This window comes from Rhodococcus sp. BP-261 (assembly GCF_019835205.1).
GTDB classification, from domain to species: Bacteria; Actinomycetota; Actinomycetes; order Mycobacteriales; family Mycobacteriaceae; genus Rhodococcoides; species Rhodococcoides kyotonensis_B.
Map to the genome: position 1 here is coordinate 137,132 of NZ_JABUCO010000007.1, position 23,288 is coordinate 160,419.

General features: G+C 63.8%; 19 protein-coding genes and 2 tRNA genes. 7 read left to right on the forward strand and 14 right to left on the reverse strand.

The genetic code is table 11. The features are described from left to right. Window positions 1-121 precede the first annotated feature (121 nt). Window positions 122-1,123 carry a diguanylate cyclase gene (locus HQ354_RS11050; protein WP_068429658.1) on the reverse strand — a complete coding sequence of 334 codons (1,002 nt, stop codon included), beginning with the start codon at window positions 1,121-1,123 and terminating at the stop codon, window positions 122-124. 478 nt (window positions 1,124-1,601) lie between these two features. Here HQ354_RS11050 and HQ354_RS11055 point away from each other — a divergent pair, with 478 nt between their 5' ends. Next, complete coding sequence (locus HQ354_RS11055; protein ID WP_157105391.1) at window positions 1,602-1,742, forward strand: hypothetical protein; 141 nt, start codon at window positions 1,602-1,604, stop codon at window positions 1,740-1,742. Window positions 1,743-1,835: 93 nt separating this feature from the next. Here the strand turns inward: HQ354_RS11055 and HQ354_RS11060 are convergent. The 13 genes from HQ354_RS11060 to dnaA form a co-directional block, all read right to left on the reverse strand. Continuing rightward, window positions 1,836-1,908: transfer RNA gene (locus tag HQ354_RS11060), tRNA-Ala, on the reverse strand. Between the two features lie 52 nt (window positions 1,909-1,960). Continuing rightward, on the reverse strand, window positions 1,961-2,071 hold the full coding sequence (locus HQ354_RS11065) for a DLW-39 family protein (RefSeq protein WP_217266276.1): 111 nt from the start codon (window positions 2,069-2,071) through the stop codon (window positions 1,961-1,963). Window positions 2,072-2,100: 29 nt separating this feature from the next. Next, window positions 2,101-2,174, reverse strand: a tRNA-Ile gene (locus tag HQ354_RS11070). 111 nt (window positions 2,175-2,285) lie between these two features. Beyond that, window positions 2,286-3,596: a DUF3566 domain-containing protein gene (locus tag HQ354_RS25890; RefSeq protein ID WP_308115167.1), complete on the reverse strand. Its 1,311-nt coding sequence runs from the start codon at window positions 3,594-3,596 to the stop codon at window positions 2,286-2,288. Further along, window positions 3,596-6,145 (reverse strand): DNA gyrase subunit A, encoded by a 2,550-nt coding sequence (gyrA, locus tag HQ354_RS11080; protein ID WP_068429654.1) that lies wholly within the window; start codon window positions 6,143-6,145, stop codon window positions 3,596-3,598. Before gyrA ends, HQ354_RS25890 begins: the two co-directional genes overlap by 1 nt. Before the next feature lie 50 nt (window positions 6,146-6,195). Beyond that, window positions 6,196-8,241, reverse strand: coding sequence for a DNA topoisomerase (ATP-hydrolyzing) subunit B (gyrB, locus tag HQ354_RS11085; protein WP_068429653.1), 2,046 nt, complete (start codon window positions 8,239-8,241; stop codon window positions 6,196-6,198). A 294-nt stretch (window positions 8,242-8,535) separates the two neighbouring features. After that, window positions 8,536-9,630: a PDR/VanB family oxidoreductase gene (locus HQ354_RS11090; RefSeq protein WP_261768670.1), complete on the reverse strand. Its 1,095-nt coding sequence runs from the start codon at window positions 9,628-9,630 to the stop codon at window positions 8,536-8,538. Window positions 9,631-9,664: 34 nt separating this feature from the next. Next, window positions 9,665-10,552: a metal-dependent hydrolase gene (locus tag HQ354_RS11095; RefSeq protein WP_222634475.1), complete on the reverse strand. Its 888-nt coding sequence runs from the start codon at window positions 10,550-10,552 to the stop codon at window positions 9,665-9,667. A gap of 160 nt (window positions 10,553-10,712) precedes the next feature. After that, window positions 10,713-11,270: a DUF721 family protein gene (locus HQ354_RS11100; protein ID WP_167676456.1), complete on the reverse strand. Its 558-nt coding sequence runs from the start codon at window positions 11,268-11,270 to the stop codon at window positions 10,713-10,715. Next, entirely contained in the window at window positions 11,267-12,487 is a 1,221-nt protein-coding gene (gene recF, locus HQ354_RS11105) for a DNA replication/repair protein RecF (RefSeq protein ID WP_222634476.1), read from the reverse strand. The genes HQ354_RS11100 and recF overlap by 4 nt, the downstream gene beginning before the upstream one ends. Window positions 12,488-12,490: 3 nt before the next feature. After that, the gene (gene gnd, locus HQ354_RS11110) at window positions 12,491-13,411 is read right to left on the reverse strand and encodes a phosphogluconate dehydrogenase (NAD(+)-dependent, decarboxylating) (protein WP_114330066.1); all 921 of its coding nucleotides are present in this window, start codon (window positions 13,409-13,411) and stop codon (window positions 12,491-12,493) included. A gap of 79 nt (window positions 13,412-13,490) precedes the next feature. Beyond that, window positions 13,491-14,675, reverse strand: a complete 1,185-nt coding sequence (dnaN, locus tag HQ354_RS11115) for a DNA polymerase III subunit beta (RefSeq protein WP_068429638.1) — start codon at window positions 14,673-14,675, stop codon at window positions 13,491-13,493. Window positions 14,676-15,234: 559 nt separating this feature from the next. Beyond that, window positions 15,235-16,767: a chromosomal replication initiator protein DnaA gene (gene dnaA, locus HQ354_RS11120; RefSeq protein WP_068430060.1), complete on the reverse strand. Its 1,533-nt coding sequence runs from the start codon at window positions 16,765-16,767 to the stop codon at window positions 15,235-15,237. A 603-nt stretch (window positions 16,768-17,370) separates the two neighbouring features. Between dnaA and rpmH the strand changes: the two genes are divergently transcribed. The 6 genes from rpmH to rsmG all read left to right on the forward strand — a co-directional run bounded on the left by rpmH (window position 17,371) and on the right by rsmG (window position 23,240). Continuing rightward, on the forward strand, window positions 17,371-17,514 hold the full coding sequence (gene rpmH, locus HQ354_RS11125) for a 50S ribosomal protein L34 (protein WP_026347786.1): 144 nt from the start codon (window positions 17,371-17,373) through the stop codon (window positions 17,512-17,514). A gap of 32 nt (window positions 17,515-17,546) precedes the next feature. Beyond that, complete coding sequence (rnpA, locus tag HQ354_RS11130; protein WP_114330065.1) at window positions 17,547-17,927, forward strand: ribonuclease P protein component; 381 nt, start codon at window positions 17,547-17,549, stop codon at window positions 17,925-17,927. Further along, entirely contained in the window at window positions 17,924-18,262 is a 339-nt protein-coding gene (gene yidD, locus HQ354_RS11135; RefSeq protein ID WP_084423906.1) for a membrane protein insertion efficiency factor YidD, read from the forward strand. The genes rnpA and yidD overlap by 4 nt, the downstream gene beginning before the upstream one ends. A 4-nt stretch (window positions 18,263-18,266) precedes the next feature. Continuing rightward, window positions 18,267-19,382 (forward strand): membrane protein insertase YidC, encoded by a 1,116-nt coding sequence (yidC, locus tag HQ354_RS11140; protein WP_222634477.1) that lies wholly within the window; start codon window positions 18,267-18,269, stop codon window positions 19,380-19,382. 100 nt (window positions 19,383-19,482) lie between these two features. After that, complete coding sequence (locus HQ354_RS11145; RefSeq protein ID WP_068430056.1) at window positions 19,483-20,043, forward strand: R3H domain-containing nucleic acid-binding protein; 561 nt, start codon at window positions 19,483-19,485, stop codon at window positions 20,041-20,043. Between the two features lie 2,561 nt (window positions 20,044-22,604). Next, on the forward strand, window positions 22,605-23,240 hold the full coding sequence (rsmG, locus tag HQ354_RS11150; protein ID WP_222634479.1) for a 16S rRNA (guanine(527)-N(7))-methyltransferase RsmG: 636 nt from the start codon (window positions 22,605-22,607) through the stop codon (window positions 23,238-23,240). The last annotated feature ends 48 nt before the right edge of the window (window positions 23,241-23,288 follow it).

Below are 23,288 nucleotides of genomic sequence, written 5' to 3' on the forward strand. Positions count from 1 at the left end.
GCTCGATCGCCCACCTCGCACGTCGACGAATGTGCCGACGCATCAGGACAATTGAACCGCGAGCCGCGACCGCGACGGAGAATTCATCCACAGACTGTGGATGAATTCTGTGGAGCAAGCGTCAGCGCGCTATTCTCCACTCCGAATCGTCGGAGCCCGGCGTATCGGTCCGTGACGCCTTCTGTGCCCGCGATGGGCGAGCACGCTTGGCGCGGTAGAGATCGGCGTCGGCCGCACGATAGACGTCCACCCAGCGTCGCGTCGCAGGCATGCACACCAGTCCCACGCTCCACTCGGCGCGATGTGCCCGTCGTAGGCGGTCGATGATCTGCCACGCCTCGGCCTCCAGAACGCCAGGCATGAACAACACGAACTCGTCTCCCCCGAGCCGTCCCAACACGTCGCGACGACCGATCTCCGCCTTCCATGCTTTCGACACCCTGGACAGCAAGACGTCGCCGGCGATGTGGCCGTACTCGTCGTTGATCTGTTTGAAGTTGTCCAGATCCAGAACGGCGACGCTGACGGACAATCCGCGACTTGCACACGCGGGCAGCATCTTCTCGACCTTGGACTCGAACCCGAAGCGGTTGAGGAGACCGGTCAGCGTGTCGTGTGTCGCCGAGAAGCGCATGCGACGCGCGAACGCGCCGAAAACCTCTGTGGCCCCGACGATTCCGAGTGCCACGAGGACGTAGACGACAAACGACGAGTCGAACGGACTGGCCGCGGCGCCGACGACGGCCGAGACGGCGAGGACCGCGACCCAACCACCGGCGTTGCGCTCCGACCAGAACGCACCGATGTGCATACCCAGGAAGATCGCGGCCTGGACGCAGATCAGGAAAGCAGGAAGCGTCACCACCGCGGAGAAGGACACCGCCAGCGCGACGATCGCGAGTGACGTCACGATGCCGATGATTCGCTTGGGGCTCGGCGGCCTCGACCGAACGAGAACGACGGCTGCGGCCGACCCGCACAGTACGGACACCACGACCGCGGTGCGTCCCCACACGCCCAACATCGACCACGACGCGCTTCCGGCTGCCGCGTACAGAAGGGTCGACCCGACCACGAACACGAACAGCGTGACTCCGGCCTCGTCGAATCTGGGCCTGGTCACGCGTGACGCAATCGTGCCGCGGATTCCCCGGTACCGAGGCGTACAGCCGATGCGAGCAGAATTCGACCCGGCACGGCCCACCTCCCCATGAACACCACGCACTACCGACGTCGTGCGGGACTGTAACACCTTCCGCCGACTTTTCGGATGGGTAACCGACGGATCGGCCGATGGCACGCGTCCTGGCGTGACGATGGACCGAACGACGTCGTCGTGGATACCGGGAGTCCGTACGTGAATGCACCCCCCTGCGGCGCATTCACGTCGGACGTTTGCCGGTACTTACCGAAGAGTAGGGCCCAGACGGTGTGCGGGCACGCTACACAGCCGAAGACTGGGCATTTCGACACACCCGCCTACCCACGTCTTGGCATCTCTCACAGTCCAGGAAAGACCTGCGCAGATGATGGCAGTTTTTCGACGTACATTGTCATCACTGCCACTGTTCGCCCGTTTTCGCAGCACAGACACTCTAAGCATGACAACTTTCATCGCCCTCGTGATCGTCATGGTCTTCCTTCACGTCGTCACGACGACGTACATCCGACACGGACGGTCGCAGTCCGTCCGTGACCTCTGGGACAGCCCGTACCGCTACAACTGGTTCCGGGAGAGCTGACGGATCAGGCGCCACGTGCCACCACACAGTAAGGACGTTGCACAGACACGAAAAAGGCGTCCGATCCGTGCGGATCGAACGCCTTCTTCTTTGTGGAGCCTAGGAGATTCGAACTCCTGACATCTGCCTTGCAAAGGCAGCGCTCTACCAACTGAGCTAAGGCCCCGGGTCGTGCGGGACAAGCGAACAACAGCTTACACGCTTGCAACCAACGGACGTCAGGCGGCTGTAACTTCGTGCCAGACACCGTCTCCCGCACGCTGTGCGCGTACCTTCGACACTGTCACGATCGCTGCTACTGCCGCGCCGACGAGAACGAGAATCTTCACAGAATCTCACCTCTTCGTCTCGCTCGGTGTGGGCCTAGGAGGACTTGAACCTCCGACCTCTTCCTTATCAGGGAAGCGCTCTAACCGCCTGAGCTATAGGCCCGTGTACCTCGGTGACCGGAATGATTTCTCTTTCCGAACCGAGGAGAGAGATTACCGTATCGAACCGCCGTACTCCAAAACGGCCCGATACGGTGCCTCTCACCTGCGCATTTCAGTCCCGGTCGGCCAGTGTCACTTCGACACCGCCCACCAGGTCGGACGACAGGTTGTAGATGAACGCCCCGATCGTCGTCAGCGCCGTGAACAGGATGACGTTGATCACACCGATGACCGCTGCATACCCGAACACCTGTCCGGCGCTGACGAGTCCGCCGCCACCGGACTCGTTGACGATCTCGGTGAAGGCACTGTTCAACCTGTCCCAGACGCCCATGCCGTCGAGAACCGCGTACAGCAGCCCGACCGCGACCATCCAGACGAAGAACAACGACACCGCGATCACGAGCGAGATCTTGAGCGTCGACCAGGGATCGATCTTGCGCAGCTGAACCGTCGCACGCAGCGACTCACCCTCGGGTCGTGCGGCGACGAGGGCAGGCGCTGCGACGGCAGACTGCTTCTCGGAGCCGGACTCCGGGTGGCGAACCGCGGACAGATCCGGCATGTCCTTCGCCAGATCCTTGCGCTCGATGTGACGAGTCGGACCGTCGATGACCGCTGCCTTCGACTTCGCGGCCTCACGGCGCTGTGTCTTGGCGTCGGCATCCTCGGCGACCGCCGGGTAGGCGGCCGTCCGATCCGCTGCGGCCGCGGAGACCTGCCCGCCGGTGGGCAACGATCCACCACGGTTCGACAGGTTGGTCTGCGGCGTGCTCTGCGGCGCGGACGCATCGGCCGGCTCCTGACGCTGCGTGCGCTGCCACGGCGGAGACTGCACAGCACCGTTGGTCGGCACCTGCTGGGTCTCGTTCGCCCGCAGAGGGTCACGGGGACGACTCTGTTCCGGCGTGGGTGCCGACGCGGAAGGCGACTGCGGGGCGCGCTTCTCGGGCTGACCGACCGCCGGAGCAGCCTCGGTCGGCGGCTGCTTGTCCGCTGACGGACGGGACGCCGGTGCCTGCTGGGGTGCCTTGGGCGCGGTAGCGCCCTGCTGCGGGCCGGACTGAGCCGCGGGGTGAGCCTGAGTTGCAGGCTGTTCCCGCGTCTGCGGAGTCCGGTCCGACGTCTGTTGCGGCGCCGGGCGAGCGGCCTGCGGGGGCTGCTGGGGACGCTGAGCGGCCGGACCCTGCGCAGGCTGCGGCCCCCGAGGAGGCTGGCCCTGCGGGCCAGGACGTCCACCCTGCACCGGCTGTTGGCCCTGCGGAGGTTGTTGCCCTTGCGGAGGCCTCGGTTGCGGCCGAGCACCACCCTGCGGCGGCCCAGCGGGCCGCGATGCCGGTTGCGGCCTCACAGGCTGAGCTTGCTGTTCGGCTCGATCACTCTGCGGACCGGGCGTGCTGCCTGGCCTGTTGGGAGTGCTCACTACGACTCCTTCGATGCATCATCTTCGGTGCTCGTGGTACCCGGCTCGGGCTCGTCTGCTTCGTCTGCGTTGCGGGCGATAGCGAGCAGTGTGTCGCCTTCACCGAGATTCATCAACCGAACGCCCTTCGTCTGCCGGCCCGCCTTGCGTACCTGCTTCGCGGCGGTACGAATGACACCGCCACTCGAGGTGATGGCGTACAGCTCGTCGTCGTCGTCGACGATGAGCGCTCCCACCAGGGTGCCACGCTTCGGGTCGTACTGGATCGTGAGCACACCCTTGCCGCCACGACCCTGAGCCGGGTAGTCCTCCATCGCGGTGCGCTTGGAGTAACCGCCGGACGTCGCGACGAGAAGGTACTTGCCCTCACGGACGACGTTCAGCGACAGCAGCTGGTCGTCACCGTTGAAACGCATGCCCTGGACGCCGGATGTCGCACGACCCATCGGACGCAGAACTTCGTCGGTCGCCGAGAAGCGGATCGACTGCCCCTGTCCGGAGACGAGCAACAGATCGTCGTCGGACGACGCCAACACGGCGCCGACCAGCTCGTCCTCGCCGCGGAGGTTGACGGCGACGATGCCGCCGCTGCGGTTGGAGTCGAAGTCGGTGAGCTTGGACTTCTTCACCAGACCACCCTTGGTGGCCAGCACCAGGTAGGGCGCGTCCTCGTACGTCTTGATCTGGATGACCTGGGCGATACGCTCGTCGGGCTGGAAGGCCAGCAGGTTCGCGACGTGCTGACCGCGTGCGGTGCGGTTTGCCTCGGGCAGCTCGTATGCCTTCGCGCGGTAGACGCGGCCCTTCGTGGTGAAGAACAGAATCCAGTCGTGCGTCGAGCACACGAAGAACTTGCTGACGATGTCGTCCTGCTTGAGACCTGCGCCCTGGACCCCCTTGCCGCCGCGCTTCTGCGAGCGGTACAGATCGGTCTTGGTGCGCTTGGCGTACCCGGTCTCGGTGATGGTGACGACGACGTTCTCGCGAGCGATCAAGTCCTCGTCGCTGACGTCTCCGTCGTTGGCGATGATGCGGGTACGACGGTCGTCGCCGTACTTCTCCACGATCTCGGCGAGCTCGTCGCGCACGATCTGACGCTGGCGCTCGGGCTTGGCGAGGATGTCCTGCAGGTCCGCGATCTCACGCTCGATCTCGGCCAACTCGTCGATGATCTTCTGACGCTCGAGGGCTGCGAGACGACGCAGCTGCATCGCGAGGATGGCGTCGGCCTGGATGGTGTCGACGTCGAGCAGCTCGATCAAACCGGTCCGTGCCGCGTCCACGTCGGGCGAGCGACGGATCAGGGCGATGACCTCGTCCAGCGCGTCGAGAGCCTTGACCAGACCGCGCAGGATGTGGGCCCGCTCTTCGGCCTTGCGCAGGCGGTAGCGCGTGCGCCGAATGATGACGTCGAGCTGATGAGCCACGTAGTAGCGGATCATCTGATCGAGACGCAGCGTGCGCGGAACACCGTCGACGATCGACAGCATGTTCGCGCCGAAGCTCGTCTGCAGCTGCGAATGCTTGTACAGGTTGTTCAGCACGACCTTGGCGACGGCGTCACGCTTGATGGTGACGACGATGCGCATGCCGACGCGGTCGGAGGACTCGTCGTCGATCTTCGAGATGCCGGCGAGCTTTCCGTCGCGGACCTGCTCGGCGATCGAGGTGATCAGGTTGTCCGGGTTGACCTGGTACGGCAACTCGGTGATGACGATCGTGGTGCGGCCGTTCGAGTCCTCTTCGATCTCGACGACGCCGCGCATGCGAATCGAGCCGCGGCCGGTCGAGTACGCGTCCTGGATGCCCTGGTTGCCGACGATGAGACCGTGCGTCGGGAAGTCCGGGCCCTTGACGCGTTCCATGCACGCGGCGAGCGTGGCTTCCTCGTCGGCCTCGTGGTTGTCGAGGGCCCAGAACACGGCCTCGCCGAGTTCGCGCAGGTTGTGCGGAGGAATGTTGGTGGCCATACCGACGGCGATGCCGTTGGAGCCGTTCATCAACAGGTTCGGCACACGCGACGGAAGTACCGTCGGCTCCTGGGTCTTGCCGTCGTAGTTGGGGATGAAGTCGACGGTTTCCTCGTCGATGTCGCGCAGCATCTCCATCGCGAGCGGCGTCAGACGGGCCTCGGTGTATCGCATGGCGGCGGGTCCGTCGTTGCCGCGTGACCCGAAGTTGCCCTGACCGTCGACGAGCGGGTACCGCATCGACCACGGCTGGGCGAGACGCACGAGCGCGTCGTAGATCGAGGTGTCACCGTGCGGGTGATAGTTACCCATCGTTTCGGCAACGGGCCGAGCGGATTTCACGTAGCTACGGTCGGGGCGGAAGCCCGAGTCGTACATCGCGTAGAGGACGCGGCGGTGCACCGGCTTGAGGCCGTCGCGCACCTCGGGCAGCGCGCGGCCGACGATGACGCTCATCGCGTAGTCGATGTAACTACGCTGCATCTCCTGCTGAATGTCGACCGGATCGATCCGGTCTCCGCCCTCGGCGTTCGTCGTCTGTCCGGGAGGCCCGACAGGAGGCTCGGTGGTATCCGACATCAAATTCTCCTTGAATCAAAGATAGTGCGTGGCAACAGGTTTCGAGCGCGCTACACGTCCAGGAACCGAACGTCCTTGGCGTTGCGTGCGATGAAACTGCGTCGGGCACTGACGTCTTCACCCATCAGGACGCTGAAGAGCTCGTCCGCGGCAGCCGCGTCGTCGAGCGTGACCAGACGCAACACACGGACCGCCGGGTCCATCGTGGTCTCCCACAGCTCTTTCGCGTTCATCTCGCCGAGACCTTTGTAGCGCTGGACGCCGTCGTCGACGTTGATCTTGCGCTTGTTCGCCAGGCCGGCCTCGAGCAGGCCGTCGCGCTCACGGTCGGAATACGCGTAGTCGGGCTCGCCGCGGTTCCACTTGATCTTGTAGAGCGGCGGCATCGCGAGGTAGACGTGGCCGTGCTCGATGAGTGGACGCATGAAGCGGAACAGCAGCGTCATCAGCAGAGTCGAGATGTGCTGGCCGTCGACATCGGCGTCGGCCATCAGCACGATCTTGTGATACCGCAGCTTGCTGATGTCGAACTCGTCGTGAATGCCGGTTCCGAAGGCCGTGATGATGGACTGCACTTCGTTGTTCTTCAGCACACGGTCGATACGCGCCTTCTCGACGTTGATGATCTTTCCGCGCAGCGGCAGGATCGCCTGGAACATCGAGTCGCGGCCCGACTTCGCGGAGCCTCCTGCGGAGTCGCCCTCCACGATGTAGATCTCGGACTTCGCCGGGTCGTTGGAACGGCAGTCGGCGAGCTTGCCGGGCAGGCCACCGATGTCGGTTGCGCTCTTGCGCCGCACCAACTCTCGCGCCTTGCGCGCGGCCATGCGCGCCTGCGCCGACGACACGGCCTTGTTGATGATGGTCTTGGCATCGGCCGGGTTGGACTCGAACCAGTGCGCGAGGTGCTCGTTGCACGCCTTCTGCACGAACGAACGAACCTCGGTGTTGCCGAGCTTGGTCTTGGTCTGACCCTCGAACTGCGGTTCGCCGACGCGTACCGAGATGACGGCCGCGAGACCTTCGCGGATGTCGTCGCCGGTGAGTTTGCCGTCCTTCTCCTTGACGAGCTTCTTCTCGGCTGCATACTTGTTGACCGTCGACGTCAGCGCGGTACGGAAGCCCTCTTCGTGGGTACCGCCCTCGTGCGTGTTGATCGTGTTGGCGAACGTGTGGACCGACTCGGAGTACCCGGCGTTCCACTGCATCGCGATCTCGACCTCGTGTCCCTCACCCTTGGCGGTGAAGCCGACGACGGAACCGTGGATCGCGGTCTTGGTCTTGTTGATGTGCTTGACGAAGTCGACGAGGCCGTCGGGGTAGTGATAGGTGCGCTTCTTGACCTTGGCGGCCTTGGGCGCCTCTGCCTCTGCTTCTTCTTCGGACGCGGTCTTGGGTGCTTCCGCCGTCTCGGCGAGTTCGTCCTCGCTGGCGTCGGACGCCGCGACCCGCTCGTCGGTGAAGTTGATGGTCAGTCCCTTGTTCAGGAACGCCATCTCCTGCAGGCGACGGTGCACGGTCTCGAAGCTGAAGTCGAGCGTCTCGAAGATCTCGCCGTCGGGCCAGAAGCGGACCGTGGTGCCTGTCGCGTCCGTGTCGCCGACGGTCTCGAGCGGGCCGGGCTTGGCGTAGTCGTACGACTGCTTGTAGCGGTGGCCGTCGCGTGCGATCTGCAGCTCCACCTTGGTGGACAGCGCGTTGACGACCGAGATGCCGACGCCGTGCAGACCACCGGACACCGCGTAGGAGTCCGAGTCGAACTTTCCGCCTGCATGCAGCTGGGTCATGACGACCTCGACGGTGGGAACACCGGACGCGTGCGTGGCGACGGGGATGCCACGGCCGTCGTCGACGACCTCGACGCTGCCGTCGTCGTGAATGGTGACGTCGACGGTGGTGGCGTATCCGGCCATCGCCTCGTCGACGGAGTTGTCGACGACTTCCCAGATCAAGTGGTGCAGGCCGCGCTCACCGGTGGAACCGATGTACATACCGGGCCGCTTACGAACTGCTTCCAGTCCCTCGAGGACGGTGATCGACGAAGCGCCGTAGTCCTTGTTCTGAGTCTCGCTCTTACCTGACTTCTGGGCGGCCACGGTTCGGTCGTTCTCCTTTACGCGTCTTCACTCCCCCTCGCACCATCGGTGCTACCGCGCTCGCACCATGGCAGGTGCCACCGCACGGACGCTCGCGTTCCCCCTGATGTCCACGGACATGGACACCCGGTTCGGCGCGGTAGATCCGAAGGGCTTCTCTGTTACCGGTCCATACTACTGGTACGCACCGACAGGAGGGGGACGATGACACCCCGAAAAGCCCCCTGAAAGCCTCTCTGAGGGATTTTCTCAGCATCCGTCGACAAAGATGGACGGTGAAACCGTGTCGAACGGCTAGAGGTCCAGCACGATCCTTCCGCCCTTCGAGCGGGAGACGCAGATCAACATTTCGCGACCGCGCTCCTCCGGCGTCAGTCTGTCGTCGCGGTGCTCCGGGGTGCCGTGCAGCACCCGAACCCGACACGTTCCGCAGAATCCTTGCCGACAGGAATAGGCGACGTCCGGCTTGACCTCTCGAATCGCCTGCAGCGCAGTCATATCCGCCGGCACAGTCACCACCGTTCCGGATTCCACCAACTGAACCTCGAATTCGACACCGCCCCGAACGGGTGGCGGGGAGAAACGTTCGAAGTACAGGTGGGTCGCGCGAGAGTCGTCGAATGCCGTCCTCACGGTGTCGATCATCGGCGGCGGACCACAGCAGTACACCGCGCCACCCGTCACGTCGTGCAGCAGAGACGAGCCGATCTGCACACCGTCGACGTCGTCCGTGAAGACCGTCACACGCTCCGAGTTCCACGATTCGATCTCGTCGAGAAACGGCAGCGATGCACGCGACCGGCCGCAATAGATCAGACGCCAGTCCATGCCGACGCGTCGGGCAGCACGGACCATCGGCAGAATCGCGGTGATACCGATGCCGCCCGCCACGAACAAGGCCTGCCCCTGCGGCACGAACGGGAACCCGTTGCGTGGCCCGAGAACGGTCACCTCGTCGCCCGGCTCGAGGGCATGCATCTCCGTCGACCCGCCGCCGCCGTCCGGAACGAGCCGCACCGCAACGGTATACCTGCTGTCCGACGGGTTGCCGCACAGCGAGTACTGGCGACGACGTCCCGACGGCAACCGGACGTCGATGTGCATTCCGGGCGACCACGCCGCGAGCGGGACGCCGTCGGTGGCCGCGAACGTCAATCGGACCACCGGTTGGTCGTCGCACACCACCTCGCGTCGCTCGAGCGTGAGCGACCTCGCGTGCACGACGGCCGGGGCCGCATGCTCGGGCGAGTAGCTACCTGCGTCGAGCAGTGCGAACCATTTGTCGAGCGCGTCGGTGACGAGCGACATCGTCTGATCCGGAACCGGGTCACCGTACAGATCCGGCGGAATCGTGCGTCCCACCCGGAAGGATTCGACCGCCTTCGTCATGTCGGAGAGCTTGCGTCGAACACCCATCTCGCGCTTACCCCGCAGCCGCTCGCGCCGCGGGCGACGACGCCAGATAGCGCTCCGCCTGTTCGGTCGATCCCTCCTGGGAGGGGTGGTAGTCGGACCGGAAGTACCGCAGCGATGCGCGCACGATCAGCATGGGGCCGGGAAACAACCCCTTGGCCGTGACCCGCCGGTACCGACGGAACGACGGCCGACGCTTCTTCACCGGCACATTCTGCAACGACGGATCCTGGCTCATCAGGTAGCGCACGCCGCGCGCCCAGAACCACATCAGTGCGGGCGCGATCACCAGATAGGTACGGATCCGCCTGGCCGGCCGGACGTCGAAGTACCGCATCACTTCGTATGCAACACAACGATGTTCGACCTCCTCGGCACCGTGCCAACGCAGCAGATCGAGCATCGTCGGATCGAACTCGACATCGTCGAGGGCGTCGGCGTTGAGGACCCAGTCTCCGAGAAAAGCCGTGAGATGTTCGACGGCAGCGATCAGGGCGACGCGCTCGACGAGGCTGTTCTGACCGTGGTGCGTCCGGTTGCCGAGTGCGCGTCCGAACAGAAACTTCATCTGCTCGACGTACGGCGTCACGTCGATGCCGTACGCGGTCAGTTGATCGAGTACTTGCGTATGTGCTTGCGCGTGAACGGCTTCCTGTCCGATGAATCCGATGACGTCGTCGCGCAACTGCTCGTCGTGGATCAGGGGCAACGCTTCCTTGAACGTTCTGACGAACCATTCCTCGCCCTCGGGCAGGAGCAGATGCATCACGTTGAACAAGTGCGTCGCGAGGGGATCGCCGTCGACGTAGTGAAGTGGCAGGGACCCCCAATCGAACGCCACGTTCCGCGGCCGGAGAACCACTTTGTCGGACGGTCCTGCTTGCTCGGTCGAAGACATGCACTCACCTCGTCTTTGCGAACGTCGGTGGCGCCCCCGCACCGATCTCTCCTGGGGTCGAACGGCACGCTACGTGACAGAGTCGCGCGAAAGCAACCAAGAACACAGTTGACAAGTGCATGTTACCGAGCTGACAACGGTTTCCAGGGAGAAGAACGGTCTATCCGTACGTGTCGCGTGGACCGCGCCCTTTGATGTGGCGTTCGCCCTTCCGCCAGCTCTTGGTGACCGGACCGGTGATCTTCAGGGACGTCACCACACCGTGTCCGACGGCCGCCGCGATCTTGGCCAGGATCTGCGACTGCATCAACCGCAGTTGAGTCGCCCACGCGGTCGACTCGGCGGACACACTCAGCACGCCGTCCTCGAGTTTCGTCGGCGTGGCGTGCGAGGCGATGTCGTCTCCGACGACGGCCGTCCAGCGCCCCAACACGGTTCCCTCGGCGACCTTGTCGGACCATCCCCGCTTCTTCGCGATCGCGCCGGCCAACGACCCGAGCGTCTGCGGATCCCGATCGTCGGGACCGGGACCGGACCACCCTCGCTTGCGACGACCGCGGAGCGCGCGAATTCCACCGGACGGCGACGAACGACCCTGTCCGACGGATTTGCCGCTCGCTTTCGCTGCCGCCCGTGCCTCCTCGAGCGCACGACGCGCGAGGTCGACGCCGCGCAGTTCGGGCTGTGGTTCCGGTGCAGCTTCCTGGTCGTCGCTCACGGCGTCACACCTTCGCTCTCGTCGATCGCGCTGATCCTCGACACCCGACCAGTGTCCTCCTGGTGCGCAGCAACTCCCCAGCGGCGCGCATCGAGCTCCGGGGGTACGTCCTCGGCCACCGCCGCGGTGATCAAGACCTGTTCGGCATCGACGGCAACCCGCGCCAATGCACTGCGACGCTTACGATCGAGTTCGGCGAACACGTCGTCGAGCATCAGGACCGGATCCGTGCCCTCCGCGCGAAGCAGACCGAACGACGCCAGTCGGAGCGACAACGCGAAGGACCACGATTCGCCGTGGCTCGCAAAGCCTTTCGCCGGCTGATCCCCCAACGTCAGCTCCAGGTCGTCACGATGCGGTCCGACGAGGCAAACTCCGCGCTCGATCTCGCGCTGACGCATCACCGAAAGTTGGTGCAGGAAGGCAGCTTCCAACACGTCGATGTCGTCCGCCTCGGGAGTGCGTGTCGGATCGGAGAATTCGGGAGGTAGTGCGTCGGCGAGGCTGCTGCGGTACCGGATCGAAGCGGGTCGAGACTCCGGCGCGATCGACGAATATGCTTCTGCGACATATGGAGTCAACTCGTGCACCACACCGATGCGCGACGCCAGCAGCTGCGCACCGTGCGCCGCGAGGTGACCGTCCCATACATCCAGCGTCGCAAGAGCACTCGTGCCATCGCTCGAGGAGGATCCTCGCCGCAACGCACCGCCCGCCGTCTTCAACAACGCCGATCGTTGACGCAGTACCTTGTCGTAATCGCTTCGGACACCGGCCATTCGGGGTCGGCGCGTGGTCAGTAGTTCGTCGAGGTAGCGACGTCGGTCACCCGGGTCGCCGCGTACGAGCGACAAGTCCTCGGGCGCGAACAGCACGCTGTGCAGCACACCGAGAATTTCTCGCGGCCGACGCACCGGTGACCGGTTCATGCGCGCCTTGTTCGCCCTGCCGTCCTGGATCTCGACGTCGATCGTCAGCTCACGACCATGATTGACGACGGTCGCGCTCGCGAACGCACGATCCGCACCCGCTCTGATCAGCGGCGCGTCCGACGAGACACGATGCGAGGACAGCGTCGCCAGATATCCGAGCGACTCGAGCAGGTTCGTCTTGCCGTGCCCGTTCGGCCCGACGAACACCGTCGAACCCGGCTCGAGTTCGACGGTGGCGTCGTCCCACGATCGGAAATCACGCAGGGAGAAGGAACGAACGAACAAGGCTTATTTCTTGGGGTCGGGAGCGCGCAACGTCTCTTCGGTGGTGGCTCGTTTGACGGCGTGCCCGCCGAACTGGTTGCGCAGCGCGGACACTGCCTTCATCGCCGGCGAATCCTCCTGGCGCGACGCGAACCGCGCGAACAGCGCCGCGGAAATCACCGGAGCCGGAACAGCGTGTCGGATCGCTTCCTCGACGGTCCACCGTCCTTCGCCGGAATCCTCTGTGTACCCGGAGATCTCGCGGAACTCCGGGTCCTGAGCGAGCGCCTGAACGAGCAGATCGAGCAGCCAGGACCGCACGACGGTGCCCTGGCTCCACGCACGAAGGACGCCGTGCACGTCCTGGACCAGGTCTTCCGCCTCGAGGAGTTCGTAGCCTTCGGCGTACGCCTGCATCAACCCGTACTCGATGCCGTTGTGCACCATCTTCGAGTAGTGGCCTGCCCCGACGGGCCCGGCGTGGACGAAACCGTCGGCGCGCTCGCCTTCCGGGCGCAACGCGTCGAAGATCGGAAGTGCGCGCTCGACGTCGGCCTCGGAGCCACCGACCATGAGGCCGTAGCCGTTCTTCAGACCCCACACACCGCCGGACACACCGGCGTCGATGTAACCGATGCCCTTCTCCGCGAGCAGGTCGGCGTTCATCCTGTCGTCCGTGAACCGGGAGTTGCCGCCGTCGATGACCAGGTCGCCCTCCTCGAGGACGTCACGCAGAGAGGTGATCGTGTCACGCGTGATGTCACCGGCGGGCACCATCACCCAGACGACGCGCGGCGCGGTCAGCGCTGCAGCGAGATCGCCGAGCGACGGCGTATCGGTTACCTCGGGTCGCGGGTCGTATCCGATCACTTCGTGGCCGTGTGCGCGAAGACGCTCGCGCATGTTGAAGCCCATTTTTCCGAGGCCGACCAATCCCAGCTGCATGAGAGACGTCCTTCTCTAGTGTGCGGTCATTCGCGCGTTCGCCTTCGGGCGAAGGCGGGTGCACGTAGTCCGTACCCGATCAGCCCGGAAGTCGAACCGGCATCAGCAGGTACGTGTACGCGCTCTGCGGTGCTGCGAACTTGCCCGACGCGTCGGGTACCAGTTCATCATCGGCGGTCGGCCGCAGAACTGCAGGACGACTGGGAGTGGTGAAGCCGAAGGTGACCTTCTCGCTGTGCAGCGACGACAATCCGTCGATCAGGTAGCCCGGGTTGAACGCGATGGTCAACGCTTCACCCTGGAAGTCCGCCATCAACGATTCCTCGGCGCGACCTGCATCGTCGCCACCGGCCGACAGCAGCAGACCTTCGGCGGAGAACTCGAGTCGAACCTGTGCACCGCGCTCGGCGACGAGAGCGACACGTTTGATCGCCTCGACGAGTGGAGCGACCTCGACGACGGCCACAGCGGTGTGTTCCGCGGGCAGGAGCTGACGGAACTTCGGGAAGTCGGCGTCGAGAAGCCTGGTCGTCGTGCGACGGCCCTCGCTGATGATGCCGAGAAGACCGTCGGCGCCGACGGACGAGCCCGAACCCAGAGCGAGCTCGACAGGTGAATTCGCGTTGCCGCCCAACGTCTTTGCGGATTCGGACAGAGTCTTGGCCGGAATCAGAACTTCGGTCTTGGTCTCGCCGTTCGCCGGCATCCACTCGAGCTCGCGGACGGCCAGACGAAATCGGTCGGTCGCGGCGAGGACCACGGTCGTGCCGTGGATCTCGACGCGGATGCCGGTCAGCATCGGCAGCGTGTCGTCGCGTCCGGCGGCGACGGCGACCTGGGAGATGGCTTCGGAGAAGACATCGTTGGCGACGGATCCGGTCTGCGTCGGCAGTTCCGGCAGCTGAGGGTAGTCCTCGACAGGCATCGTCGGCAGCGAGAACTTCGCGCTACCGCACGTGATGAGCACCCTGGTTCCGTCGACACCGACGTCGACGGGCTTGTTCGGAAGCGACTTCGTGATGTCCGCCAGGAGCTTGCCCGAGACCAGTGCCTTGCCTGCGGTCGATACCTCGGCGGACACCCGGACCTGCGCGGACACCTCGTAGTCGAAGCCCGACACGGTCAAGCCCTGCTCGTCGGCAGCGAGAAGAACTCCACCGAGGACAGGAACGGGCGGCCGGGACGGCAGGCTTCGAGCTACCCACGCAACGGAATCGGAGAAATCTTCACGAGCAACGCGAAACTTCAGACTTCCAAGCTCCATCGCTCGGCATTTCCTCTCGGTCGGGGCGGTTCGTCACGAAGAAGGGTCTTCGGTGAGTGCGGGGCACTCGAGGGCACCGGTGCATCACTGAGTCTGACACAACCGGCAGATGCACACCGTATGCCCTTCGCGACCAACTTGGAAAGCCGAACCTGGCGCGCTCGGACGCGTCGACGAGGGGCTGTGAGGGGATCTGTCCCCAACACCTGTTTTCAAAGAAGATCCCTTCAAGAGAAATTCTTTGTATTAATAGGTCCTGTGGAATCTGTGCACTCGCCCCTCGAGCCGCTGGTCGCTCGGCGTGGTGTCGTGGGGATGAATTCGGGACCAATCGGCGGTTGCGATGGGGAAGCTTGTGGACGAATCACAAACGGTTCACAGCCTCCCACAGTCCATCCCCAGAAGAGCGCGTTTCTCCACATGCTTATCCACAGGTGTGAATCATTGGAGACCACCCGAAAAAATTTCCGGGAACGTCTCTCGAGGGGCGCCCGCAGACGAGAAACGCCGGACGGATCCTCTCTCTCGAGGGGTCCGCCCGGCGTCGGGACGAGAAACGTCAGCGCTTGGAACGCTGTTTGATGCGAGCCGTCAGCTCCTGTACCTGGTCGTAGACCTTGCGACGCTCGGTCATCTCCTTGCGAATCTTCTTGTCGGCGTACATGACGGTGGTGTGGTCCCTACCGAAGGTCTGGCCGATCTTGGGCAGCGAGAGATCGGTGAGCTCGCGGCACAGATACATCGCGATCTGACGGGCCATGGCCAGTGCCCTGGCCTTACCCGGCCCGCACAGGTCGTCGATCGTGGTGTCGAAGTACTCGGCGGTGACGGCCATGATCGTCGCCGCGTTGATCTCGAGGCTCGAGGAGTCCGGCATCAGATCGCGGAGGACCACTTCGGCGAGCGTCAGATCCAGAGCCTGTCCGTTGAGCGACGCGAACGCGGTGACGCGGATGAGCGCACCCTCGAGTTCACGAATGTTGCGCTCGATACGGCTGGCGATCAGCTCGAGGACGTCGTGCGGCACGTCGAGCCGGTCCATCCTCGCCTTCTTGCTGAGGATCGCGATGCGGGTCTCGAGTTCCGGCGGCTGAACATCGGTGATCAGGCCCCATTCGAACCGGGTACGCAGGCGTTCCTCGAGGGTGGCCAGCTGCTTCGGAGGACGATCCGACGAGACGACGATCTGCTTGTTCGCGTTGTGCAGTGTGTTGAAGGTGTGGAAGAACTCCTCCTGGATACCTTCCTTGCCCTCGATGAACTGGATGTCGTCGACCAGAAGGACATCCGTTTCGCGGTAGCGGCGCTTGAACGCGACCTTGCGGTCGTCACGAAGACTGTTGATGAAGTCGTTCGTGAACTCCTCGGTCGAGACGTACTTCACGCGCATGCCCGGGAAGAGGCGTTGAGCATAGTGACCGGCCGCATGGAGCAGGTGAGTCTTGCCCAGACCCGACGCGCCCCAGACGAACAACGGGTTGTAGGCGCGGGCGGGCGCCTCGGCGATCGCGACGGCGGCCGCGTGCGCGAATCGGTTGGAAGCGCCGATGACGAAGGTGTCGAACGTGTACTTCGCGTTCAAGCTGCCTGCGCCCGCGGGGGGAGTCGTCGTCTCGGGTGGCTTGGTGAAGTAGGTCGGCCACGAGTTCTGCACGCTGGTCAGAGCGTCACCGTCGTCGTCGACTTCCTCGTAGTCCGCCGTTTCGGAATCCGACGGTTCGTCGTCGGTGCTGGTCAGGAACCGACGACGGTAGGTCGGTGAACTGGGAGTTTCGGGGTACGACGCACGTTCGGTCTCGTGCTTGTCCTCCTCGGGAGCCGAGATACGGACGCCGAGGCCCTCGACACCCTGGCCGAGGTGACGGCCGAGTGCGTGCAGGATCGGTTCGCGGAGGTCCCTCTCGATCGCTTCTTGCGCGAAGGACGAGGGGACCGCGAGCAGCGCGAAGCCTTGCGTGAGCGTGAGCGGTTCGACCAACGCGAGCCAGGCCTTCTGTCCCTTGGTCAGGTCTGGGCCGCCGTGCCGATCGGACGTCAACTCCGTGACAACCTCAGGCCAGACGCGCGCCAGCGCACCCGGATCGTCGTTCACGGTGCCTCCCATTCGAACAGTGCTGTCAACCGGCTGAATCCGATGATCTTTTCCCACCCGCGTCACGCCGAATTCGGCTATCGTCCCCTCTCAGCGACGTTCTTCGGGGGATTCACAGTCGAGCAGTGCACACGTGCCGGATACGAATATGCCATCTGGCCCGTGTTTCCACACAATTATCCACAGGTGTGGATTAACGACATCGTTGTCACCCTGACAGGGGCCTGGCGACCGTATCCGTGCGGTTCTCCGGCCTTGACCTGCTGCTTTAGGTGAAACCGGCAGACTCGAGTTATGGGCTTGCCCTGTGAGTAACGGAGGACACGCGTCCGAATGCGGTTATACACACACCGTTCTCCCCATGGGTGTGGATGAATTACACGGATGTAGTCCCGAGGGCGTACATTCGACGAGTTTGACCACCGCCAAGTCGATCAGTACTCTCGAACAGTCACCCAAGGCGAGGTGGCCGATGCTTGCTGGCTGCATACAGTCTGTGGTTACTCGGATTTCTCGCTCGGGGATGTAATTGGAGTTCGACCGAACTCGTTACCACCGTTGCCGACGCCTTCGGGCGTCAATGATTTTCGAGGAGTGTTCACCGTGGCCAAGGGCAAGCGGACGTTCCAGCCGAACAACCGACGCCGCGCGCGTGTTCATGGCTTTCGTCTTCGTATGCGTACGCGTGCAGGTCGTGCAATCGTCTCTGCACGCCGTGGTAAGGGCCGCAAGGAACTCACCGCTTAATTCATTGTTCGTCCGAACGTACGGAGCTCGGGGTGTTGCCTGAGCCGCACAGATTGCATCGCAGCGCTGATTTCTCACGTGTGATGCGTCGAGGCCGCCGCATGGGTAGACAAGACCTGGTCGTTCACGCGTTCGCGCGTGACGACGAGAACACTGTCGTCAGCCCCGGTGCTTCGAGGTTCGGATTGATCGTCAGTAAAGCTGTCGGGCCGGCGGTAACTCGTCATCGAGTTGCACGCCGGCTTCGGCATATCTGCGCCGAGGTGATGCTCGAGGTGCCCGCCACCAGCGACGTCGTCATTCGAGCTCTTCCGGGCGCAGCCGATATGTCCTCGAGGGACCTACAGCGCCAAGTTCGTTCGGGCTTGAGGAAGCTGGGGTACATCGACCCGGCGAAAGACGCGCGCTCATGACGCTGCTTCGCGCCGTCCGCTCGCTTCCCGCGCGGGCGCTGATCTTCTGTATCGAGCTGTACCGCACCTATGTGTCTCCGCTGAGGCTGCCCACCTGCCGTTTTTCACCTACGTGCAGTGAGTACGCAGTCGACGCGTTGAGAACCCACGGTGCGATCAAAGGCTCTCTGTTGTCCGTTGTCCGGTTGCTGAAATGTGCACCCTGGCACCCTGGAGGGTGGGACCCGGTTCCCGAACGCGGCTCATGGCGTCGCGCCTCGCCGGCGACAACCGAACAGACTTCGACCGAAGAAAGCCACGATCTCGTGAGAGTGGACGAACAGAGGAGTACATAGAGCCGTGCTCGACTTCATTTATTACCCGGTCTCCTGGATTCTCTGGGTGTGGCACAAGGTATTCGGTGCCGTTCTGGGTGCCGACAACGGATTCGCGTGGGCGCTGTCCGTGATGTTCCTGGTGTTCACTCTGCGACTGATTCTGTACAAGCCCTTCGTCAAGCAGGTACGTACGACGCGTCAGATGCAAGAGCTGCAGCCGCAGATCAAAGCCCTGCAGAAGAAGTACGGCAAAGACAAGCAGCGCATGGCCGTCGAGATGCAGAAGCTGCAGAAGGAACACGGATTCAACCCGATCATGGGTTGCCTCCCGGTCCTGGCCCAGGCTCCGGTGTTCATCGGCCTGTTCCATGTGCTTCGTTCGTTCAACCGAACGGGTACCGGCGTCGGTCAGCTCGGTCTGGATCCGGCAGTCAACCGCACCCTGCCGAACTACGCCTTCAACGTGGAGGACGTGAACTCGTTCCTGGACGCCCGTCTGTTCGGCGCACCGATCTCGGCGTGGATCACGATGCCGAAGGCCCAGCTCGAGGCGTTCGCGAACCCCGAACTCGGCCTCGGCGTCCCGTCGGTGTGGACGATCGTCGCGGTGTCGGTTCCGCTCATGGTCATCGCGGCTGTGGCCACGCACCTGAACTCGCGTGCATCCGTCGCTCGCCAGAGTGAGGCCGCAGCGGCCAATCCGCAGTCCGCGATCATGAACAAGCTTGCGTTGTATATCTTCCCGCTCGGTGTTCTTGTCTTCGGTGCGTTCCTGCCCATCGCCATCCTGCTCTACTGGGTGTCGAACAACCTGTGGACCTACGGCCAGCAGCACCTCGTGTTCGGCAAGATCGACCGTGAGGAAGAAGAGAAGAAGAAGCTCGCCCTCGAGAAGCGCACCGAAAACGCGCCGAAGCCGGGCGTCAAGCCGGTCACCAAGCCGAAGCCCGGTGCCAGGCCCAAGCTGTCGAAGATGACGCCCCCTCCAGTCGCGGACGCAGCCGAGCAGGATGGAACGTCCGACCTCGAAGCGAACCCGTCGGACAGCACTCCCCCGGCAGGTGGAAACGGGGCAGCGCGTCCCAAGGGACAGCGCCCTCAGCCGAACCGCAACAGGCCCAAGCGCAAGCGGCGCTGAGCGGCTCGATCGACGACAAGGGACGAAGATGCCTGCAGATACCGAAGAAACAACGAATACGGACAACGCAGTGAACGCTGGGGACGGAGCTGGTGAGGTCGTGGCAGTCGAAGCCGACAAGACAGTCGAAGACGAGGCCGTGAAGAAGGCTGCCGTCGACGAGACGATCGACGACGCGATCGACGACGACGAGGATGCCGAGGATTACTTGGTCGAAGAGGGCGAGATCGCCGGGGACTACCTCGAGCAGCTTCTCGACGTTCTCGACTTCGACGGTGACATCGACCTGGATGTCGAGGGCGACCGGGCGATCGTCAGCATCGACGGCGGCAACGATCTGAGCAAGCTCGTCGGACGGAAGGGCGAGGTGCTCGACGCGCTGCAGGAGCTGACGCGCCTCGCGGTTCAGCAGTCGACCGGTGAGCGCAGCAAGCTGATGCTCGATGTCGCCGGCTGGCGCGCTGGGCGTCGGAGCGAGCTGAGCACCTTGGGTGTGGAGGCTGCGCGCCGCGTGCTCGAGAGCGGCGAGCGCGAGGAACTCGCCCCGATGACACCGTTCGAGCGCAAGATCGTGCACGACGCGGTTGCCAAGATCGACGGCGTCGAGAGCGAGAGCACCGGCGTCGAACCGTCGCGGCGAGTGGTTGTCGTCAAAGCCTGACGATCACACCGACACCTCGAAGGCCCCCAACTCCGGTTGGGGGCCTTCGTCGTTTCCGGGTTTCGACGCCACTCGCAGATGCGATGCCTATCGATGCGCCCACGCCGCGGTCCCGCGTTTCGGTCCGCTGACGTTCGAAATCGTGCGGCAGAATTGCACGGGTGTAGTTCCATGGCGCCCTCGTTTCACGTGAAACGTGCGATGGGACGAAACGTCACAGTGACGATGCGCGCCTAGGCTCTGGGTCGCGAGAATTCGGGGTTGAGACGCGAGTTCTGTGCGTGGAGGTGGATGCCGAATGTCGTGGGCTGAGGTCTTTCGGTTTCACGTGAAACCGCGCTCGGTAAGAGCGGGGTGTGTCGCGGTGTAGCTCGTTGGCGCTCCATGGTTGGCACTCTCGATCGAGCGGGCTACATGTGCGGGCAGTTTCGTGACACGTCTTCCTCGCTTCGCCGGCGGATGCGTCGATGCACACACCGGGGTCTCAGATGTGTGTGTACAGAGATGGTGTCGCGAAGCCGAGCGTCGGTGTGGTCAGTCCTCGCCGATGAACGAGCTACTGGAGTGGTCGCAGAATCTCGAGTTGAGACGACGGTGTTGTCTCTATGTGTGTGAACGACATAGCCGGAACAACGCCTCGAGCTGACTGGGCGTGGATGCGTTGTGGTCGGGTGGGGCGGTATCCGAACGAGGGCGAACTCTCAACCGTGGTTCCGTCCTCCCCTCCCCTGCCGTTGCGGGTGCCGGCGAAGGTGGTCAACTCCGAACGGACTCCGATTCCGGTATTCGCGTGGATGGAGGTAGGCGCAAGCTGTCGTGTAAGTGCTGTGGATGGCAGTAGCCGCGGTGCCCGGTTCGATTTGCTTACGTGAATCGATGGCCGACGCAAGGTGGCCTGCGGAGCGATCCGAGTGTCGCACTCGGCGGTGGTCGGTTCGCGTAGCGATGGCGCAGCCGCATCCCGTTTCACGTGAAACAGAAGAGGCTTTGCTCCGAGCACCGACCGGTCTGCCGGAAGACAGAAGGAGGCGCGCGACTATCGCGGTGCGGATTCCGCGGGGTGGTCGACGCGGTTCTGCCGGATCGCACATGTCGTCCGGAAGCCGCATCATGACTTCGAGTGCGCACGAGGACCGCGGCAGGCTGCCGTCCGTCGCTAGCGCCGCTCTACCGTGACGGGATCCGGGTGGGTGCGCAGCGCACCGACGCACAAGCCAGGCGAGTACTGACGGCACGCCATTGCTGTGGTCGCCGGCCAACGCATCGCGAGAGGAAGCCTCGAGAAGGAGCACCCACGTGAAGACATCGCGTGGTTCCGATTCTCCAAGCTCCACCGTGCACGTGGGCCATGGGTCGTCCAATCGGTCCGCCACGAACCCGTCTACCTCGATCGGAGATCTCGCAGTACATCGCGAAGCCAGGGTCCGGGCCATGCATCGATCGCAGCTCGAGCGGCGCCGGTAGATGCGACGTTGACCAATGGCGCGGGTTGGCGACTACGAGTCAGGTGGACGCGCTGGGCCAGCCCGCTGGAACGTGAGTCGACGTCTGCCCGGTCGTCAGGCCGAGCCCTGAATGAAGAGTGGCTTCGGCCCACTGTTTCACGTGAATCAGCGAAGATATGAAGAAGCACTCACGACGCGATCTGCGCTGCAGGAATGCGCCCCCGGCTTTGTTGGTCAGTCGTCGATCTAGCTGATCGGCGATTGTTCAAATCTTGCCACGAGGGTGGAGTCGTCCCTCGCCGAACTTGGTTGTGGCAATGAATGTCCCACGTTATGCCGATTGTCGGCTCGTCCGAGTCGGCTGCTGTGACCGACCTTCGGCACGAGCCGCTATGTCAGTAGAGCCCGGTCCGCTGTTCGATATGAGCGTGCGAGTGCGGTTTCACGTGAAGCGTCGGCTCGCGAGAAGTGCTTGCGGCGGCGCACCCGACCTGACCCAGGCCGCATCCTGCGTCGACACAAGAGGACCGCGGGCGCAGCCCGGGCGTTACCGGACGCGCTGAACTACAGCACAGCATTTGGGTCTCCCCTCCGCCAGGGGACATGGCTGTGCCAAGGGGCAGTGCTTGGCGCCGGGCATCTCGTGAACGACGGATCGGGTAACTACCGTCTCTGGAATGGGCTCGGTTCAGCCCGTGTCCCGCACACAGATTCACGCAACCAACAGCTGCTCTCGGCGCGTGTGGTCCGCTCGTCGAGTTCACAATCCCCGCGCCGGTCTGAGGGTGTACGCACGGCGGGTGGTCTGCGGGCGATCGTCGATGCCGCCCGATCCGTGATGTGTGCGGCTGTGTTGCTCGGACGAGGCCCCACGAGCGTTGCGGTCGGAACCGACGTCCGCGGGTTCATTCCTATCGACGGGCTCAGGCCACAGAGTTTCACGTGAAACCGCGCCCGACGTTTCACGTGAAACCCGGACTTCGAACTCGGCAATACTGGATTGTGATCGAGAGAACGAAGAGAAACGTGTCGGATGCGTCGGATAGTTTGGCGAAGTGAGGCCCGACGCGGGAGGATGATTCAGTGGACTCTGAGGCGTTTAATGACGACCATGTGATGGCAACTGTAGAGCGCATATTCGGCCCTCGCTTCGATCTCGCGAAGAAGTATCACGAGTCTCTGGCAACCGATGGCGTCGAGCGCGGACTCATCGGACCCCGTGAGGTTCCCCGGTTGTGGGAGCGGCACATCTTGAATTGCGCCGTCGTTGCCGAGCTGATCGACGAGGGCGAGCGCGTCGTCGATGTCGGTAGTGGTGCCGGCTTGCCCGGAATCCCACTCGCGATCGCTCGGCCCGATCTTCACGTCACGCTCGTCGAGCCCCTCCTCCGTCGGACCGTATATCTGGCGGAGTTCATCGAGGAGAACGATCTCAACGTTCTGGTCGTCCGAGGACGAGCGGAACAACCCGGTGTGAAGAAGGAAGCCGGCGGCGCCGACGTCGTGACGTCTCGGGCCGTCGCCCCGCTGGAGAAGCTCGCGAAGTGGTCCCTTCCGCTGATCCACGAGGGCGGGCGGATGCTCGCGTTGAAGGGCAGCAGTGCTGAGGAGGAGATCGAACGCGATCGGACTTCCCTTGCCCGTATGGGTGCTGGCAAGCTAGAGGTCGTGCAGTGCGGCGTCGGCGTCGTACCGACGCCCACCATCGTCGTTCGCGCTGAACGGGTTCCACGACGCTTTCAACGTTCATGACGTCTTCCGAGTTGTCACTAGTTCTGCACCAATCCAGTTCCGCACTAA

Coding starts and splice junctions, on each gene's coding strand:
- HQ354_RS11055 (WP_157105391.1), top strand. CDS start 1,602: ATGACAACTTTCATCGCCCTCGTGATCGTCATGGTCTTCCTTCACGTC.
- gyrA (WP_068429654.1), bottom strand. CDS start 6,145: ATGTCGGATACCACCGAGCCTCCTGTCGGGCCTCCCGGACAGACGACG.
- HQ354_RS11090 (WP_261768670.1), bottom strand. CDS start 9,630: ATGACGAAGGCGGTCGAATCCTTCCGGGTGGGACGCACGATTCCGCCG.
- HQ354_RS11095 (WP_222634475.1), bottom strand. CDS start 10,552: ATGTCTTCGACCGAGCAAGCAGGACCGTCCGACAAAGTGGTTCTCCGG.
- gnd (WP_114330066.1), bottom strand. CDS start 13,411: ATGCAGCTGGGATTGGTCGGCCTCGGAAAAATGGGCTTCAACATGCGC.
- dnaN (WP_068429638.1), bottom strand. CDS start 14,675: ATGGAGCTTGGAAGTCTGAAGTTTCGCGTTGCTCGTGAAGATTTCTCC.
- yidD (WP_084423906.1), top strand. CDS start 17,924: ATGACGCTGCTTCGCGCCGTCCGCTCGCTTCCCGCGCGGGCGCTGATC.
- rsmG (WP_222634479.1), top strand. CDS start 22,605: ATGGCAACTGTAGAGCGCATATTCGGCCCTCGCTTCGATCTCGCGAAG.